Source organism: Viridibacillus sp. NPDC096237, assembly GCF_050278625.1.
Taxonomy (GTDB): domain Bacteria; phylum Bacillota; class Bacilli; order Bacillales_A; family Planococcaceae; genus Viridibacillus.
In genome coordinates this window covers 13,288-31,684 of the sequence record NZ_JBNNTI010000039.1, presented here as the reverse complement: position 1 = coordinate 31,684, position 18,397 = coordinate 13,288, and the positions used below count along the sequence as shown (strand labels likewise).

At 33.7% G+C, this 18,397-nt stretch carries 19 protein-coding genes and 1 pseudogene; 4 read left to right on the top strand and 16 right to left on the bottom strand.

Going from position 1 to position 18,397, the window contains the following annotated elements; translation table 11 throughout:
• Nucleotides 1-171: 171 nt before the first annotated feature.
• From ACQKMD_RS17570 to ACQKMD_RS17545, 6 genes are all read right to left on the bottom strand, one after another.
• Nucleotides 172-693 (bottom strand): GNAT family N-acetyltransferase, encoded by a 522-nt coding sequence (locus ACQKMD_RS17570; protein ID WP_427753614.1) that lies wholly within the window; start codon nucleotides 691-693, stop codon nucleotides 172-174.
• Between the two features lie 477 nt (nucleotides 694-1,170).
• Nucleotides 1,171-3,042: a PTS fructose transporter subunit IIABC gene (locus ACQKMD_RS17565; RefSeq protein WP_427753612.1), complete on the bottom strand. Its 1,872-nt coding sequence runs from the start codon at nucleotides 3,040-3,042 to the stop codon at nucleotides 1,171-1,173.
• A gap of 15 nt (nucleotides 3,043-3,057) precedes the next feature.
• Nucleotides 3,058-3,969 (bottom strand): 1-phosphofructokinase, encoded by a 912-nt coding sequence (gene pfkB, locus ACQKMD_RS17560; protein WP_427753610.1) that lies wholly within the window; start codon nucleotides 3,967-3,969, stop codon nucleotides 3,058-3,060.
• Nucleotides 3,966-4,718: a DeoR/GlpR family DNA-binding transcription regulator gene (locus tag ACQKMD_RS17555; protein WP_427753618.1), complete on the bottom strand. Its 753-nt coding sequence runs from the start codon at nucleotides 4,716-4,718 to the stop codon at nucleotides 3,966-3,968. The genes pfkB and ACQKMD_RS17555 overlap by 4 nt, the downstream gene beginning before the upstream one ends.
• A 287-nt stretch (nucleotides 4,719-5,005) precedes the next feature.
• Nucleotides 5,006-6,718: a phosphoenolpyruvate--protein phosphotransferase gene (gene ptsP / locus ACQKMD_RS17550; protein ID WP_427753608.1), complete on the bottom strand. Its 1,713-nt coding sequence runs from the start codon at nucleotides 6,716-6,718 to the stop codon at nucleotides 5,006-5,008.
• Nucleotides 6,712-6,981 (bottom strand): HPr family phosphocarrier protein, encoded by a 270-nt coding sequence (locus tag ACQKMD_RS17545; protein WP_427753606.1) that lies wholly within the window; start codon nucleotides 6,979-6,981, stop codon nucleotides 6,712-6,714. Before ACQKMD_RS17545 ends, ptsP begins: the two co-directional genes overlap by 7 nt.
• Nucleotides 6,982-7,658: 677 nt before the next feature.
• Between ACQKMD_RS17545 and ACQKMD_RS17540 the strand changes: the two genes are divergently transcribed.
• Nucleotides 7,659-9,041 carry an alkaline phosphatase gene (locus ACQKMD_RS17540; RefSeq protein WP_427753616.1) on the top strand — a complete coding sequence of 461 codons (1,383 nt, stop codon included), beginning with the start codon at nucleotides 7,659-7,661 and terminating at the stop codon, nucleotides 9,039-9,041.
• Nucleotides 9,042-9,107: 66 nt separating this feature from the next.
• Nucleotides 9,108-9,743 (top strand): hypothetical protein, encoded by a 636-nt coding sequence (locus tag ACQKMD_RS17535; RefSeq protein ID WP_427753604.1) that lies wholly within the window; start codon nucleotides 9,108-9,110, stop codon nucleotides 9,741-9,743.
• Nucleotides 9,744-9,908: 165 nt separating this feature from the next.
• Here ACQKMD_RS17535 and ACQKMD_RS17530 read toward each other — a convergent pair whose 3' ends face one another.
• From ACQKMD_RS17530 to ACQKMD_RS17515, 4 genes and pseudogenes are all read right to left on the bottom strand, one after another.
• Nucleotides 9,909-10,931 carry a phosphotransferase family protein gene (locus tag ACQKMD_RS17530; RefSeq protein ID WP_427753602.1) on the bottom strand — a complete coding sequence of 341 codons (1,023 nt, stop codon included), beginning with the start codon at nucleotides 10,929-10,931 and terminating at the stop codon, nucleotides 9,909-9,911.
• 57 nt (nucleotides 10,932-10,988) lie between these two features.
• Nucleotides 10,989-11,531 carry a DJ-1/PfpI family protein gene (locus ACQKMD_RS17525; protein WP_427753600.1) on the bottom strand — a complete coding sequence of 181 codons (543 nt, stop codon included), beginning with the start codon at nucleotides 11,529-11,531 and terminating at the stop codon, nucleotides 10,989-10,991.
• Nucleotides 11,532-11,572: 41 nt separating this feature from the next.
• Nucleotides 11,573-12,016 (bottom strand): GNAT family N-acetyltransferase, encoded by a 444-nt coding sequence (locus ACQKMD_RS17520; protein WP_427753598.1) that lies wholly within the window; start codon nucleotides 12,014-12,016, stop codon nucleotides 11,573-11,575.
• Nucleotides 12,017-12,082: 66 nt separating this feature from the next.
• Nucleotides 12,083-12,915: pseudogene (locus tag ACQKMD_RS17515) on the bottom strand (alpha/beta fold hydrolase).
• A 258-nt stretch (nucleotides 12,916-13,173) separates the two neighbouring features.
• On the opposite strand from ACQKMD_RS17515, the gene ACQKMD_RS17510 reads away from it, so the two are divergent.
• Both ACQKMD_RS17510 and ACQKMD_RS17505 read left to right on the top strand, forming a co-directional pair.
• On the top strand, nucleotides 13,174-13,305 hold the full coding sequence (locus ACQKMD_RS17510) for a hypothetical protein (RefSeq protein WP_427753597.1): 132 nt from the start codon (nucleotides 13,174-13,176) through the stop codon (nucleotides 13,303-13,305).
• On the top strand, nucleotides 13,284-13,655 hold the full coding sequence (locus ACQKMD_RS17505) for an NUDIX domain-containing protein (protein WP_427753596.1): 372 nt from the start codon (nucleotides 13,284-13,286) through the stop codon (nucleotides 13,653-13,655). Before ACQKMD_RS17510 ends, ACQKMD_RS17505 begins: the two co-directional genes overlap by 22 nt.
• 52 nt (nucleotides 13,656-13,707) lie before the next feature.
• On the opposite strand, the gene ACQKMD_RS17500 is transcribed toward ACQKMD_RS17505, so the two are convergent.
• The 6 genes from ACQKMD_RS17500 to ACQKMD_RS17475 form a co-directional block, all read right to left on the bottom strand.
• Entirely contained in the window at nucleotides 13,708-14,547 is an 840-nt protein-coding gene (locus ACQKMD_RS17500; RefSeq protein WP_427753594.1) for a DUF6612 family protein, read from the bottom strand.
• 124 nt (nucleotides 14,548-14,671) lie between these two features.
• The gene (locus tag ACQKMD_RS17495) at nucleotides 14,672-15,076 is read right to left on the bottom strand and encodes an NUDIX hydrolase (RefSeq protein ID WP_427753592.1); all 405 of its coding nucleotides are present in this window, start codon (nucleotides 15,074-15,076) and stop codon (nucleotides 14,672-14,674) included.
• Nucleotides 15,077-15,109: 33 nt separating this feature from the next.
• Nucleotides 15,110-15,547 carry an ASCH domain-containing protein gene (locus ACQKMD_RS17490; RefSeq protein WP_427753591.1) on the bottom strand — a complete coding sequence of 146 codons (438 nt, stop codon included), beginning with the start codon at nucleotides 15,545-15,547 and terminating at the stop codon, nucleotides 15,110-15,112.
• Nucleotides 15,548-15,594: 47 nt separating this feature from the next.
• Complete coding sequence (locus ACQKMD_RS17485; protein WP_427753589.1) at nucleotides 15,595-16,158, bottom strand: nucleotidyltransferase family protein; 564 nt, start codon at nucleotides 16,156-16,158, stop codon at nucleotides 15,595-15,597.
• Between the two features lie 235 nt (nucleotides 16,159-16,393).
• Nucleotides 16,394-17,227 carry an MBL fold metallo-hydrolase gene (locus ACQKMD_RS17480; RefSeq protein ID WP_427753587.1) on the bottom strand — a complete coding sequence of 278 codons (834 nt, stop codon included), beginning with the start codon at nucleotides 17,225-17,227 and terminating at the stop codon, nucleotides 16,394-16,396.
• Between the two features lie 91 nt (nucleotides 17,228-17,318).
• Nucleotides 17,319-17,882, bottom strand: coding sequence for a GNAT family N-acetyltransferase (locus ACQKMD_RS17475; protein ID WP_427753585.1), 564 nt, complete (start codon nucleotides 17,880-17,882; stop codon nucleotides 17,319-17,321).
• Between the last annotated feature and the right edge of the window lie 515 nt (nucleotides 17,883-18,397).

Below are 18,397 nucleotides of genomic sequence, written 5' to 3'. Positions count from 1 at the left end.
TTATTCATAGGGAAGACCTCTTTTCTGTGAATTGTGTTATGGTGACTTAATTCTACAAGAAAAGGTCTTCCTTTTTCTATTTATTCATTTACACAGATATTTTACGCTCTCCTGCCTCCATTAGTACATTAAATTTGAGAAGTAATTTACATTTAAACTTTCTACTATTTTTTATTTCAAATATTCTTCTCTTAACACAGCATAGTAATATTCATCCCACCATATATTTCCATTAGGTATACATTTTTTGAAGTATCCTTCTCTTCTCATACCTATTTTCTCCATAACTCGATAGGAAGAGACATTTTCTGGCTGACAAGTGGCAATTATTCTATGTAACTTTAATTCTTTAAATCCATAGTCTAAAAATGCTTTTGCCGCTTCAGTAGCAAAACCCTTATTACAATACTTCGGATTAAATACCCAACCTATTTCAAAAGTATGTTCACCAAAGTATTTAAAAAATTCGATGTGACCAATCAGGAGATTTTCTTCTTTTAGTATAACTGCAAATTTCTCAGCTTTATCGTGCAAATTATTATTCACTAACTGCTTTGCTCCATCTTCATTTAACACACCAGAAGGCATATACTCCATTACGTTTGGGTTAGATGTATATGCATACAAACTTAACCAATCTTCCTCTTTAAAATTCCTAATTAATAGTCTTTCAGTATTTAGCAACACTTCCATAGTTAGCAACCCCCAATTCCGAATATCCCTATATTGATTAAGAATTCTTGTATAAAATCAAGAACACCCTTGAACTACTTATCGCTGTTCTCTTTTTCTTCTAATTAAAAAATAACTCATTAATATCACGGCACTAATAACGACGCACCTACTAAAAGTGACAAATTTGCGTAATTAATGCCCCATCCATATTGCTCTTTAGTCATAACATTACCTCACTTAATTTTTTAATAGTAATAATATACAGAAGAATTTGTTATAGGAATTACTTTTCAATTATCAACAAAGTAAGTTACAGCTGTTATTATTGCCCGTCCATTATTAAACAGAGCACATCAATATACCCCTTAATTATACAACATAACTCTAATTTGGAAACAACAGTTGTTCTATTCTTTTTAAATTGATCGTTTAAACAAAATAAAGACGCCCTAGTATTCAGCTCGGCTAACTAATAGGGCGTCCTCTTCTTTTTACTTATATTTTTTCATTAATTGGTTTTTTCCAGAATCCTACGATAGCTGCAGTTACTATTGTACCTACCACTAATGATACAAAGTACATTATTGGATTTTTCACAGCCCATAATACGAAGATTCCACCGTGTGGAGCTTGTAATGTACAACCAAAGAATAAAGCTAAACCACCTGCGATAGCAGCACCGATAACAGAACTTACGATAACACGTAATGGATCTGCTGCTGCAAACGGAATTGCACCCTCTGTAATGAATGAAAGACCCATAACATAGTTCGTTTTACCTGCATCACGTTCTGCTAATGTAAATTTATTTTTAAAGAATGTCGTTGCAAGAGCCATACCTAGTGGTGGAACCATACCACCAATCATAACAGCTGCTTGAGGTGCATAATTTCCTGCGTCAATCATCGCAATACCAAATGTAAACGCGGCTTTGTTAATTGGTCCCCCCATGTCTACAGCCATCATACCTGCAAGAATAATCCCTAATAATACAATGTTTGTTCCTGTTAAACCGTTTAACAAAGTAGTTAATCCGTCCATTACAAACTTCACTGGAGTATTAACAACAAAAATCATAATTAAGCCGACAATTGTCATACCAAAGAATGGATATAATAAAACTGGCTTAATCCCTTCAAATGACTGAGGTAAATGTGAGAAGAGTTTCTTCAATCCAATTACAACATAACCTGCTAAGAAACCAGCAACTAATCCACCTAAGAATCCAGCACCGCCTGATGCCGCCAAGAAACCACCGACCATACCTGGTGCTAAACCAGGACGATCTGCAATACCCCTAGCAATAAATCCAGCAAGTACAGGAATGAGTAATGCAAAGGCATTACCTCCGCCTATTGTATTTAGCGCTTCTGCAAATGTCCCTTCGGCGTTTATACCACCAATTAAAAATGATAAAGCAATTAATAAACCTCCACCAACAACAAATGGCAACATATTCGAGATACCATTCATCAAAGGTTTATAGAAATATTCTTTAAACCTGCCTTCAGATGTTACTTCTTCCGTATTTCCAATAGATTCAGCTGTTGCTTTATAAATAGGTGCATCTTGCTGTAAAGCACGATCAAGTAACTCATCTGTTTTACGAATACCCGCTGCAACAGGAACTTTAATGACATGCTTACCTGCAAAACGGTCCATTTCAACTTGCTTATCAGCCGCAACGATAATCGCTGTTGCTTTTTCAATTTCTTCTGCCGTTAATGCACCTTTAATACCTGTTGAACCATTCGTTTCAACCTTGAACGTAATTCCTCTTTCTTTAGCTTTCGCCTTTAATGCATCTGCTGCCATATACGTATGGGCAATTCCTGTAGGACATGCCGTTACAGCTAGAATTAATTTTTCATCTTCTTTAACATCTGCAATTACTTCTTCTTCGCCGTCTTCTTCTTTTTCTTTTGCATTAATAATATTGATAACATCTTCTGGAGTTTGTGCTGCTAATAAATCTTCACGGAACTTAGTATCCATCAATAACGAAGAAAGACGAGATAGTGTTTCAAGATGCTCATTATTAGCACCAGCACTTGCTGCAATCATGAATAATAGGTGTGCTGGTTGTCCATCTAATGATTCATAATCTACACCATTTACTGATTTTGCAAATAATATTGATGGAGTTTTTACTGCGTCTGTTTTCGCATGAGGAATCGCAATTCCTTCCCCAATACCTGTAGTACTTTGAGATTCTCTCTTTAAGATTGCTTCTCTATATCCAGCTAAGCTGTTTAAACGACCAGCTTCATCTAATTTCTTAGTCATTTCTTCAATAGCTGCAGGTTTGCTAGTAGCAACTAAATCGATAATAACGGTATCTTTTTTTAATAAATCCGTAATTTTCATAATTAACCACCTAACCTATATTTTCTTGATAGTTACTTGATCCAATAAAGAATCAATTTTCTCTTTCGTTGCTAAATCTTGGCTAAAAGCAGTTGCACTTCCTGTTGCGACAGCAACTTGAAATGCTTTAATAAAGTCTTGGTCTTTCGAATATGTCCCAATAAACCCTGCTACTAATGAGTCACCAGCTCCTACAGAATTAAGCACTTTTCCTTTTGGAACGGTTGCACTGTAAACTTCTCCATTTGTAAATAGCAGAGCTCCATCACCAGCCATAGAAACAATTACATTTTCAGCTCCAATTTCTACTACCTTTTTACCGTAAGGAATTACCTCCTCAACAGTGTGAATTGTTGCTCCGAATAATTCACTTAACTCATGATGATTCGGCTTAACTAAAAAGGGCTTATCTTGTAATACTTTTGCAAGGACTTTACCACCTGCATCAACAACTACTTTCACTCCACGTTTACTATACTTTCTCGTTAAATCTGAATAAAATGTTTTTGGTAGTGAAGGGGGTATGCTACCTGCTAAAACCAGAATATCTCCTTCTTTTAAAGCTTCTAACTTCTCAAATAAATCCTGAATATTTTTTTCGGTCAGAGTAGGTCCTTGACCATTAATTTCAGTTTCTTCCCCTGTCTTCAGCTTTATGTTTATCCTTGAGTCTTCTTCTACATTTACAAACTCAGTATGAATTCCTTCACTTTCTAACGTATTTTGAATGAATCCTCCTGTGAAGCCTCCTAAAAAACCTAATGCTTTAGATGGTACGCCAATCGTGTTTAGAACACGTGAGACATTTATTCCTTTTCCACCTGGAAATTTACTTTCACGATCAATTCGATTTAAGTGACCAATTTGAAAATCATCCACCTCAACGATAAAATCAATGGATGGATTCAGTGTAATTGTATAAATCATGATGTCACAACCTTCATGTTTGTTTTTTCTGCGAATTTTTTCATTGCTTCATTATCCAGATTCGTTGTTATAATACCTGCATTTTCAATCTCCGCTACTTTTGCAAAGAATGTTTCTTTGAACTTACTTTTATCTGCTAAAACAAATGATTCTTCAGCTAACTCTATTGCAAGTTTCTTCAGAACAGCTTCTTCTGGATCAGGAGTTGAAAATCCAAACTTTATATCTATACCGTTCATGCCTAAGAAACACTTATCAAATCTATACTGCTTTAAATTCTCTTGTGCCACAGAACCAACAATCGCTTTAGTATTAGCTTTTATTCTTCCGCCTATTACATAAGTCGTTATATTTTCTGAAGTTAATGCATCAACATGCATTAGACCATTGGTTACGACAGCGATTTTTTTGTTTATTAAAAACGGAATCATCTCTGAAATAGTCGTTCCTGCATCTAGATAAATACAATCCCCATCACGAATCATACTTGCCGCAGCTTCTGCAATTAATTGCTTATCGTGAAGGTTTTTGGATGATTTCTCTTGAATATTAGGTTCATCTATCTTTGAATACGGAAGAGTTGCTCCCCCATGAATTCGCTTTAAAAGTCCTTGTTCTTCTAAAAGTGCTAAATCTCGTCTAATTGTTGAGTCAGATGATTTCGTTCTTTGTACTAGGTTCTGCAAGTCAACTACACCATTACGAGTTAATAAATCTAAAATAATATGATGACGTTCCGCTGTTATTATAACCCTACACCCTCTTATTCATGTATTCGCTTTATGTTTTAATTATAATACAAGAAAAAATCAAAATCAATCATTTTCATCCAAAAACACTCACAAAATACCACTCTTAATTATCTTTATTATGTGTTGATGCTCAAAATAAAAACGCTAAAAAATTTTCACATAGTACACTTCTCCAATTGTAAGTTCCTTCAAATTTTCTATTTTGTAAAAGAAAAAAGACCGTAGTAAAACTCGGAATTCTTCAAGTTTACCTACAGTCTGATTGTATAAATATTATTTAGATTCTATTTCAATAAATTCTTTTTCACGTAAGCTTCTACTTCATTCGCAGTCGTTAACGATAAAATTCGTTCAAGATGCCCTGCTATTTCCGTTTTCGATAATTTGGCAATTTGTGCACGTGTATTTAAGATAGATGGCCCACTCATTGAAAACTCATCTAATTCTAGTGCCAACAAGATTGGAATGGCTATTTCATCTCCAGCCATTTCACCACACATACCTACCAATTTACCATTTTGATGAGCAGCCTCAATTACTGTTTTCACAAGTCTTATAATGGCAGGATGATAAGGTTGATATAAATATGAAACCTTTTCATTCATGCGATCTGCTGCTAAAGTATATTGAATTAAATCATTCGTTCCTATAGATAAGAAGTCTGCCTCTTGTGCAAATAAATCAGCAATCACTGCAGCAGATGGGATTTCAACCATCATACCTACTTCAATCGTTTCAGATACAGGAATTCCTTCCTCTACAAGCTTTTGTTTTTCCTCTAATAACAAAGCTTTTGCTTCTCTGAACTCTTCTACTGTTGCAATCATCGGGAACATTACCTTCAAATTGCCGTAAATGCTGGCTCTTAATAGGGCACGTAATTGCGTACGGAAAATGTCCTGCTTGTCTAAACATAGACGAATAGCACGATAACCTAAAAATGGATTCATCTCATGATCTAGCTTTAAATAAGGGAGGATTTTATCTCCCCCGATATCTAATGTACGAACAACTGTCGGCTTGCCTTGCATTTTTTCAAGAACAGTTTTATAAGCAGTAAATTGTTCTTCTTCATTCGGTAATTCCTGACGATCCATATATAAGAATTCTGTACGGAATAGACCGATTCCATCTCCACCATTTTCAATAATCATTTCAACATCTTCTGGTTTTCCGATGTTTCCAGCGATTTCAACATGATGGCCATCAGCACTTACGCTCTCTAAAAAACGGTACTGCTCAAGTAATTGTCTTTCCTCTTCGCTCTTTTTCTGTTTCTCCATATATTCATTGAGTACTTCTTCAGTTGCATTCATTATTACTTTGCCACTCGTGCCATCAATAATTACAGGAGCCCCTTGCAGGATATCTCTCGTAGCCGTTTTAGTACCTACAATAGCAGGAATCTCCATCGTTCTTGCTAAAATAGCAGAATGGGAAGTTCTGCCACCTATATCAGTAATAAAACCTTTTACATATGTTTTATCTAATTGAGCCGTTAAAGAAGGTGTTAAATCTTCCGCAACGATTATTACGTCTGTTGATATGCGGCTATAATCCTGAATCTCAACACCCAATAAGTGTGATAGTAGTCGAGTTGAAACATCACGAATATCCGCCGCACGTTCTTGCATATATTCATTATCCATTACTTCAAACATTTCAATATACATATTGGACGTTTCTTGTAAGGCAAATTCTGCATTCCATCCATCTTCGATTTTCGCTTTAATAGCTCCAAGTATTTCTGGATCTCCTAGTATCAATAGGTGCGCTGAAAAAATAGCAGCCTTTTCTTCCCCGAATTTTCTAAGAGCAATTTCACGAATTTCTTCTAATTCTAATTTAGCTTTTTTAAAAGCCTCTTTTAGTCTACTCTTTTCAGCATCTATATCCGTAACTTTAACTTTTTCAAAAGACAAATCAGGCTCTTTTAAGCAATAAGCTTTAGCTACGGCGATGCCATTTGAAACAGCAATCCCGTTTATTTCTAGCATTCTACACCAATCCCATTAGAAATAATTACTTCAGTTACTTTATCTAGTAATTCTTTAGCATCCTGACCTTCCGCAGAAACTTCCATAACAGAACCTGATGCAATCCCAAGAGCCATAACACCCATAATTGATTTTAAATTTACAGTCTTATCTTTGTAAGTCAAAGATACTTCAGATTCAAAAGATGTCACCGCAGTTACTAATAATGTTGTTGGTCTTGCATGTAAACCATCTGGGCTTGTAATTTTGTAAGTTTTTTTCATTTTAAAATCTCCTTATAAATTACTTAGTATATTCATTTCCAAATACTAGCAAATAATTTGAGTAGTAATCCATTTTTTAATAACTTGTTGTAGTAATGCGTTTACAATTGTATGTCCACGAGGACTATGGTTTTGTATCTCTTAAAACAAACTTGCAAATAATGAAGGTTTTTGAATGATTTTTCTTGCTTATTACATTTATCATTCTTTGAATACGAATGAACTTGCTCCTTCATGAATTAGCTTCAATGGTCATTGCTCTTTAAAGCGATAATTTACCGCTGTTATTATAACCTTACATCCTCTTGTTCATGTATTCGCTTTACGAGTTCATTATAGTGCAACGAAAAATCAAAATCAATCATTTTCATTCAAAAACAATCACAAAAATTTTTATATTTAATTTCTTTATTATGCGTTGATTCTAAAAATAAAAACGCTACATAAATTAAAAAATTTACGCCGCTTCATTAGCACAGAATATTACAATTGTATTTATAAAAATAAAAAAACCGATTTTGAACATACTATAAAAAAATTATTAACAGTTTTGGATGATAGTTAATCTCTTCATTACAAATGATTTACATATCTCTTACATGGCGATAACACTTCCATAAAATTGTTCCTGTATATTTTAGATATACCAAGGTTTAGGAGGAATTATATTAATGAGCATGAATATAAAGAAGAAATTACTTGCGTTTGCTGCTGTATCCACCCTGGCAATTAGTAGCTTAGGTGTACCGTTTACTGAGGCGCAAGCAAAATCTGCAGCACCAAAAGAACCCGAGATAAAAAATATTATCTTCCTTATTGGAGATGGCATGGGTGTTTCTTATACTTCAGCCTATCGCTATTTAAAAAGCAGTTCAAATTCAAAATTTGTCAACCCTACATTATTTGATAAATATCTTGTTGGTCAACAAATGACATATCCTGAAGATACAAAAGAAAACGTAACAGATTCGGCATCAGCTGCAACCGCAATGTCAGCAGGTATTAAAACTTACAACAATGCCATTGCAGTAGATAATGATGAATCAGAAGTAAAAACCGTCTTAGAATCGGCAAAAGAGATGGGAAAAGCAACTGGTCTAGTTGCAACATCTGAGATCACACACGCAACTCCAGCGGCATTTGGGGCACATGATCCGAGTAGGAAAAATATGAATGCAATTGCAGATGACTATTATGACGAACTCATTAATGGCAAGCACAAAGTAGATGTCTTACTAGGTGGAGGTTCATCATTATTCATCCGCGAAGACCGTGATCTTGTGAAAGAATTTAAAAAAGACGGCTTTAACTATGTGACAACAAAAATTGATTTACAAAAGAATAAAAATAAACAGGTACTTGGCTTATTTGCAACTGGTGGTATGGATAAAATGATTGACCGAAAAGCCGAGACACCTTCTCTTGCTGATATGACAAATTCCGCTATTTCTAGTTTGAAACAAAACAAAAAAGGTTTCTTCCTAATGGTTGAAGGTAGCCAAATTGACTGGGCAGGCCATGATAATGACATCGTTGGTGCGATGAGTGAAATGGCAGACTTCGAAAAAGCATTCAAAGCAGCTATCGACTTTGCTAAAAAAGACAAGCATACATTAGTCGTTGCAACAGCCGATCACTCAACAGGTGGTTTCTCTATTGGTGCAAAAGGCGATTATAACTGGTTCGCAGCTCCTATTAAAGCAGCAAAACGTACACCAGATTTCATGGCTAACAAAATCGCAAATGGTGCCGACGTTGAACAAACATTAAAACAATACATTAACCTTGATTTAACAGCTGAAGAAATTCAATCGGTGAAAGATGCAACAGCTAAAAAAGAAATAGACATCGACAATGCAATCGAGAAAATCTTCGACACACGCTCAAACACAGGTTGGACAACTGGTGGTCATACAGGAGAAGATGTTCCAGTATACGCATATGGTCCATCTTCAAGTAAATTTGCAGGTCAAATTGATAATACAGATAATGCTAAAATCATCTTCAAAATTTTAGAGCAAAATAAAAAGAAAAACAAAACAGTCATCAAAGATAAATAAATAATTATGAGTACGGGCTGACACTCCAAACGTTAGCCCTTTCTTGTATTATATGGAGGTATAAAAATGAAAAAATCAATTGGCTTTGTACTTTTATCAACCTTATTATTCGGCTGCTCTGATAAAGATTTCAGTGCTAATACCCCTGCTTTGGCTCAAGAAATAGAAAGTAATTATCTTGATGGATATGGAGCAAATCCACAAGTACCTGATGACCGCACATTACTTACTGTTGGACAATCCATCAAAGACGCAAAAGGTGAAGCAACATTACAAAAAATCAACTTAAAAGAACAATCAATCGACATTGGAGATATCAAATTAACAGTGAAAGACACAAAGCTTATTCACCTCTTCCCCGATTACAGTCTGACTGACTATTTCCATAGTCTCACACATGAAGAGGAGTTTGATTTTGTGAAACTCTTTGTGGAAATTAAAAACAATTCGAACAAAAAAGTAAACTTCGCACCTATCGCTCTTATAGAAACAAATACTGGCCAGAAAATTACTTGGGATCAAGACATTTACTTAGAAAACTTAAACAAAGAAATTGATCGTAATGCATCTAAGAAAGGTAATCTAGGATTCATCGTTGATACAAAAGCGAACTTAGAATGGATTGAAGTTACAACGAGTGATGTATTTGATGAGAATGAAACAAAAGTTGCTGATGCTAAAAAGTTCCGAATAAAATTTTGATTAAAAAAGCAATTACAAAAAAGACATTTAGCTAAATTAAACTGAATGTCTTTTTATATATGTGCAAATTGCAAAATTTTATTTGTTTTAAGTTAATTATCTACAGATGTTTATGAATGATACAGATGTTTTAAAGCAAACATAAAATCCTGACTATATGAATTCTCAACATTCGATTTCTCTAATAATCTCATCAAGGGTTATCATATATGGCTCTGCCCAAACAGAAATTGCCATATTTTCATCCCAAGTAACTGCACCTATCGCCTTTGCACAGCCCCAATCTAATATCCGTTGCATAAGCATATGTACTTTTAAACGTTCTGTGATTTGTTCTTTGTTATTAGTATCAGCCATATATACTTTCATTAAGTGCTTTGCCTCATGTAATTCACCATTATCGATGTAAAGTGTTAAAATCTTTACCAAATCAGCTGAGGGATCACCAAAATAGGCATTAGTAAAATCAAATACACCACTTATTTTCCACTCTTGTCCTTCATGAAGAACTAAGAAATTGCCTGGCTTAAAATCACCCATTACAAATGTCGGTGTATCGAATTGATCAAAAGCATCTTTAGCATGTTGTAAAACATCTTCAACCCATTTTATATCATCAAATGTTATTTCAGAATATTTTTCAGCATCTTTTAACCAATAACGTATTCTATTAAAAAGCCAAATTGTATAACCCTCTTCGAACGCCTTTAAGTTATTCGTTTTTGGATCATACTCTCCACATATATCTACTCTCCAACTATGTAATTGCGATAGAGTATTTGCTATAATTTCTGCTATCTGCTCTTTATCGTCACTTATTAACTCATCAGCTACTTCTCTATCGTTCAGATGCTTTCCTTTAAGTCTTGGCATAATAGCATAACTCCAACCAAAAATAGATTCAGATTTATCTATGATATACGGTATGGGAACAGATATATTACTACATTCCGAAATATTATTCACAAAAAATTGTTCTTCTTTTAATTGCCCGGGAAATATTGGATTGCCCTTCAACACAAAATCGCCTTTTGAGGAATGAACAAACATTGTCTGTCCCATTGCACCATTTTCCGTTCTTTTCGCAGAAATAAGTTCACCTAAATTGTGTTGATTGAGCATTTGTTGTAATTGCTCATTCGTAATATCACCTAATTTATTGGATGCGAAGAATATTTTTGTTGTCATAAATCAGCCTCCACCATATTAAAATCCAATGTGAACATGCTTTATTAAAATAATAATTTATTTTCCATACCACGACTCTTCAAAATCAACTTTAACCGCTTCGCCAAATAGAACTCCCCACTTTATAAAGCCAGAACCCCTAGCCGTTATTATGTTGCCATCTTGTACAACTAAATCTTCAACATAGTTCGCATCATTAAATAATCCACATTGCTCTCTATGCTCTTCAAGCAATCCAACTGTGTATTTCTTCCCCTTTAACAATCCCGCTTTTGCTAGTAACATCGGTGAGCTTGAAATACTTGCAATAACAAAGTTCTCTTGGTCAGCAATCTTTTGAATAAAATTAATATATTTTTCATTTTCAACGACACTAGTAATGTCCATACACCCAGTTAATAAAAGGCTATCGAAGTCTTGGTAGTTTACTTGATCAATTGTTTCATCAGCAAGACAGGTTAGATTTGCCTCCCCTTTTACACCTTCTTTTGTTAATGATATTACTGAAATTGATTTTCCACCCTGCATTAATATTGATATAGCTGTCGTTAATTCATACTCACTAAATTGTGGATATAATAAAACCGCCGTCTTTTTCATTTTTAAACATACCTCTACTCTATTCTATTCTTAAAACTCTATTAAATAAGGATTTTCACCATTGTAAAGTAGCTACTACCAGGTGGGTAATCCTTGATTTCTCCTACAACTTTATATCCTTTCAACTTATAGAATGAGCGTGCTTGAAAGTCATATGTTGTTAATAATGCCTTTTCTGCACCCTTGTCAATCGCCAGTTTTTCCGTTTTATCTAGTAACTCGCTACCTATACCTTTACCTCTAAATTCTTCACTAATCCAAAAATTATTAATCTCAACCCAATTCCAATACACTTCGGCAGATATACCACCAATCCATTGTTGCTGATCATTTGACACAATTAAATTGATAGGTTGCCTAGCACCATCTTTTCTTACTTCTTTATGTTGTATGGAGTGTTCATTGTTAAACTCTTTTATTTTGTTATCTAAAAACATTGAAAAATCTTCATTCTTATCTAGAGATACTTCTATTTGGTATTTCAATTTTGTTCACCTCAACTATGTTTGTCTTAGAGCCACTTTTCCACTTAGAGATTGTTACAATATTATCTATAGAGTTGTCTTCACGAATGCTTTAAATTTTTCTACTTCCTCTACATAGGGATTGTGATTACTTTCTTCGAATATTGTGAAGTATGCCCTAGGTATTAACTCTGCAATTTCAACACCATATTCATAAGGACATTGTGCATCATATTTTCCAGCATATATATAACTCGGCACAGTTACCTCTTTCAGTTGTTCTCTAAGATCAAAAGTAGGGCATTCAATTTGAATAAAGTAATTTAAACGATCACCAACTGTTTTGCCACTGTTTGGTATCTTTAATGCCTGATTTAGTTTTTCTTCTGAATAAAATGACATAGCTGCCCATTCACGATTTAATTTCTTTCGAATTTCAACAGGAGTTGTTAAATCATTTAATTGACCCATAATGTCCATAATACGCTCAAAGTTAGGATTTTTTCGACAATAAATACTTTTTTGATTAGCAGCAAATTCTTTACTCGCACAAGCTCCACCAGCAATTATTTTTGTAAGTGAATTGGGTTCTTGGATTGCATACTGAAGCGATAACATTCCTCCAGTAGAATGACCAGCAAATCCCCATTTATCAATATGTAAGCTTTCACGAATTGCCTCAAGATCTTTCACAGATTCTCTCATACTATACTGAACATTATTTTCAGCTTTAACCGAGTTCCCACAACTACGCAGATTGATTAAATAAACATGGTAGTATGTTGTAAATGGGTTTGCAAAAGTATTTCCTCTTTCGTCAAAAGCACTATATAGATGAGTCACGCACAAAGGTTTTCCTTGTCCTTTTCAAAAAGTTCAAATGTCCCTCTCGCTGTTTCAATGAATTGTTTTGTCCACATTTCATCTGCCTCTTTCTATTTGTTATATTGATAAATTTTTTCATTTTCCTTATCATGTCATTTCAACAAATTAGCATTGTTACGCTTTTATTGGAAATAGTTTCTTTCCTAGAATTTTACATTATAAATTCACAAATATAAACAAATATTCAGTAGTTTGTGAGAATATTCTATCTATTTATAATGCAATTGCAGATTCACCATATATAATAGTATTGGGAAGTTGCAATAGAATCTTTTTTATTAGGGGGAAGTCAAATGGAAATGCCAACACATATTCTTGCTGTAGGTGGAATTGTTGAAGATGAAAATAACAATATTTTTTTAGTTAAGACACATCTGAGGACTGGGTTTTTCCTGGTGGGCAAGTGGAAGTTGGCGAGAATCTAATGGATGCATTAATTAGAGAAGTAAAGGAAGAAAGTGGAATTGACATTACAGTATCAAACTTAATCGGTGTTTACTCAAATACAAGTACTCATAAATTGTACGATGGAATCACTGATGTTCCTACAAAATTAATGCTAGATTATAGTTGCAAACCTGTTGGCGGTGAGTTAACTGTTTCAGAAGAAACATCAGAAAGTTGCTGGGTTGCTAAAGATCAAGTGTTGAAGTTTATTACGAAAATTGCTTATCGAACTCGTTATGAAGCCTATTTGAATTTCGATGGAAATATTAATTATATGGAATATATCACTAATCCTGAGTTTGAAATCAAGCTGAACAGGACTGTATAGTGAAGTTTAAATAAAAAAACGGTCATAGCTTTTCAGCTACAACCGTTTTCTATTACATTTCTTTAGCTTTTTCAGTTACTTCTTTTGGTACTGTAATTGGTTTAACACTGTTGAAGTTGCTAAGTTTTAAGTCAGTGTTTGTTTTCATCTTCATTTCATTGCCTTCTACTTTCATCGAGATATTCATAATTGTTTTCATATGCTCAATATTGTAGTCTTTGTTAATATAGATTACATATTCAACATCTTCAAATTTCATGTCATCAAGTGGTGGCGTTTCAGCACCTTGTGACATTTGAGCAAGTAGAGCTTCTACTTCGATTTTCATGAACTTTGTAAATTTCTCACCTTCAGCTTTTAATGTTAATACATATTTGTCACCTTCAGTATCAACTTTAAAGTCTTCTACAAATTCACTCAGTTTTTTCAATTGTTCAGAAGGATCCGATTGCGCTTTATAAGAACCTAAAACTAGATCATATTGTTCTTTTGGCATCTTCATCCATTGATTCATTGTCGATTCTTTCATATAGAAGCCTTTATCTGTCATATAGCCTTCCATTTTAATATCCATTGCATCTTCTTCGCCTATATTTTTCATCTTAGTCGTTGAAGTAAAATATGAACTAAGAGGATCAGCAATAATATCCATTTTCAAATCACTTACAGCATCAACCGACATTTCTTCCTCTTTATCTTTGAATACCATATTATACTTGATATCACCTGTTGCAGAATAGCTTTTCAAAGATTCTTGTTTCTTTAACGTTTTTTCATAAAGCTCTTTTGCTGTTACATCTGAATCTCCAACTTTTTGATTTACATTACATGCGCCAAGTACTACAACTGCTAGCAGCATTACGATTGGCAAAAACCATATATATTTGTTCATTTCAATAGATGAATATCCTGGAGGTCCTCTTCTTAATTTCCGTTAATATCTTCGCATCAAAAATTGTTGCTTTTTCTGTAGTTAATTTTGACATTTAAAAGTGCTCCTATTAACCTTTTTTATTTTAAAAAGATAGAAAGAAAGGCTCTCCCTCGTTATTCAAACAATGCAGAAGCTCTTTTCTAAAGTCTTCGTTTTTTATAAGTAATAGAGCATCTTTTACATCATAGTAGCCAACTTCTATACTTTCAGAACTAGTTCGAAATTCTGTACTTACAGGCGTTGCTAACCACCAAAAATTACAGATCTCCTTATTCAACTCTTGAGATATTCCGCAAAATTTTATTAATTTAATATCGATTCCCGTCTCTTCTTTAACTTCTCTAATTACAGTTTCTTTAATCATTTCATGCTGTTCCACTTGACCTCCAGGCAATTCCCAACCTCTTTTAGGGTCTCTTTTTAACAGTATTTTATTTTCACTATTAATCACAACCGCTCCGGAAGTTATAATAAATTTTGTTGTCATAGGATCTCCTTTTTTATATAGCAGCATTACAACCTATTTTATGTTAATGAGTTTGAATCTCTCACATACTAGAAGCATATCCTCTTTAAATGTTATGCCATATTTCTGTAATTCCGCACTAAAGTACTTTACATGTATATTTCTCCAATTTTCATATGTACCATCACCTTCAGCAATTGCAAATTCTTCCGTTACTTCATTCATAGGTATTATTGAAACTTCAACTGTTTTGACAATTGCAACAGGCTGATCTTCGCTATTTAAAATAACACCGTACTCATCAGCCTTAGGTAGTGACATATTTTCTAACTCATAGAAAACGTGGCCTGAACATGTTGCTGTTTTAACTCCGCTAACTACTTGTTCGGCAAGTCTATCTGTCGTATCTCCAAACTTCCAAGCACTTACTGATGTTGGCTTAACCTGATCTCCCCAATACTCGTTCCAATAGTTTTGTGCTTCTTTATTCATTATAAAACCTCCTGTATTTGTATTTAATGGATTGGATTTCATGTTTTTTAGTACCTTAACGTTAATTTTGGCCAAATTTTTTCCCAGTTCTTCGTTTCAACTCTTTTTACATAAATACTATGCATGGACTTGCCTTTCTTAAATTTTGGAGTTGGTTTTACAACACAAGATAGCAATTCCTCTACACCATATGGTGCGCACAACTCAACCTTGGAGTTGTTTAAGCGTACGCCAATAGCTGTTGGTGTTTCTGGAAACTGAGCTATTCCATTTTTAGAGGAAATATAGGGTTCTACTCCATTTAGTACATGCATTCGAGCTTGATTTTTTACTGACCAAGGCTCATCAGGCATCATACTTACCAATTGCTGTTCGAGAATCTTTTCTATTTGTTTATTCACTTCTTCAGCATTATAGTAAATGACGTCAATATCTGCTAATGGCGTTCTTTCTCTATAATCATGTAGCAAATCCCAAACTTTACTCCGAACAAAACCAGCACAAACCCAACAATCAGGTAAATTCAATTGTTCGACAGCTTGTAAAATCTCCATCATCCATGTATCTTCTTCGATAGTTTTTATAAGATCACTTTCAGATTGTAAAATCAACTAGATTACACTTCCTCTCTTTATATTAAAAATCGGAAATACTCAATCCTAGGAATAGTAGATTATCCAGGTGTTAATTGAATGTTTAATCTGTTAGCAATCTTCAGTTTATTATTACTAATAAATCCCTTGTAAGTCAAATTAAGAAATTTAATAAGAGATTCAAGTTTTTAAAACTTTAGTAGATCTAGTTACCTTTAATGAGTTAACGTGTAGAAGATAACTCTTAGTTACTTTATCTAAGAGCGAAACTTTTCAAGAAAAAGACCGTATCATTTGAAGGTTCTAAATCAAATCGCTTTTTGTATTCTAATACTCCCTCTTCTAAGCTTGAGCATTTATTTGCAATATCAAAACTAATATTTAATTGTTCCCAATAGGATACTATTTCTTCTCTACTGCAAACTGACTCATGTGAACATACATAGTATTCAGCATCATACTCTTCAATTATTTGTATCATTGGAAATAGTAGATTAGCATCAAAATGATTACTTCCCTGTTTTGTTCGTCCATAAATACAATCACCTAAAAATAAAGTCTTCTCTTCAGGAATATATAAAATTGTTGAATCGTCTGTATGCGGACTTATAATTTGGCGTACCTCACATGTAATCCCACCTAAGTCAATTTTCATTTCACCATCAAAAGATAGATTCACATTTTTAGGTAAAAAATTCTCTCTGTCCGCAATTTCTCCCTTAATACATCCTATTGAAAAGTCATTAAAAACTCCCTTATCTTTTGCTAATTCTAATGATGTATCATCATATTTAATACCTTGATACATATTCAAATAATTGTTTGTTTTGTAGTTTGCTATGGAAATCAAATCCCATTCTCTTAAACCAAAAGTATGATCCCAGTGATGATGTGTTAAAACCAAAAATTTAACCGGAGGCAAGCCCATTTTATCTATTTCTACTTTAAATTCATCTGCATGTTTGGGAGAATTTCCTGCATCAACAATTAAACAAAAGTCGTCACCTATCACAAGTCCTAACACTGGTCTATCCGTTTCATCACTATTTTTCATATAGTAAATTCTATCAGTTATTTTTTCTAACATTATTATCACTACTCCTCACTCGTTTTTGAATTTTTAAGTAACAATTTCAGTCGAAATGTAATGAGATTTATACTATATAAAAAATCATCCCTCAGCTTTGAAACTCTGTCTTTAACAAACTATATAACCACATATCCTTACATTCCCCAGTAACACTATGGCATTCAAACTTCCTTAAATAACCTTCTTCTTTGAAGTGAAATTTTTTTAATAACACCGTTGAAGCTATATTTTCATCACTAACAAATGCCTGGATTCTTACTAAGCCCAAATGGTTAAATCCTATTGATAAAACCTCATGTACGGCTTCAGACATTATTCCGCGACGCCAATATTGTTCTGATAGTTCATAGCCAATTTCAGCCCTTTTCCCTTTAAATTCACTTAAAAATATTGTTCCAATAATTTCATCTGTGACTTTGTCTGCAATTGCAAAACGAATAATCCAGCCTGCATCATATCCTTTGTTCCATAGTTTGATAACTTCATAACTTCTTTCTAATGTTTCTGGTCCATTCCAATCAAGATTTCGATATACATTTTCATTTGAATAATATTTTAATAACGCGGGTGCATCTTCCAGTCTTAACTTTCTTAAACGAATTTTTTGAGTTTCTATCACTGGAAATTCTTTTATCATTTTTGCAAATTCCATAATTATCCCCCAGTCAAAAATAATTCTAAAAATTATCTTATAGGTAATATTCTATCTAGCTGTCTTTATACACTATATATTCGAATAGGTTAAATGTTTCTTCGAGTAGGTTAAATCATACTCTGAATGATTAAATCCAGCGCTGTTTAGTTCAAATTATTTTTCTATATGCTCCAATAGGTTAAATGCTTCTTCGAGTGAGTTAAATCATTCTCTGAATGAGTTAAATCAAGCGCTGAGTAAATCAAATCATTTTTCTATATCCTCCAATAGGTTAAATACTTCTCCGAGTAGGTTAAATCATCTTCTGAATGAGTTAAATCAAACGCTGAGTAGATCAAATCATTTTTCTATTTTCTCCAATAGGTTAAATGCTTCTTCGAGTAGGTTAAATCATCTTCTGAATGAGTTAAATCAAGCGCTGAGTAGATCAAATCATTTTTCTATTTTCTCCAATAGGTTAAATGCTTCTTCGAGTAGGTTAAATCATCTTCTGAATGAGTTAAATCAAGCGC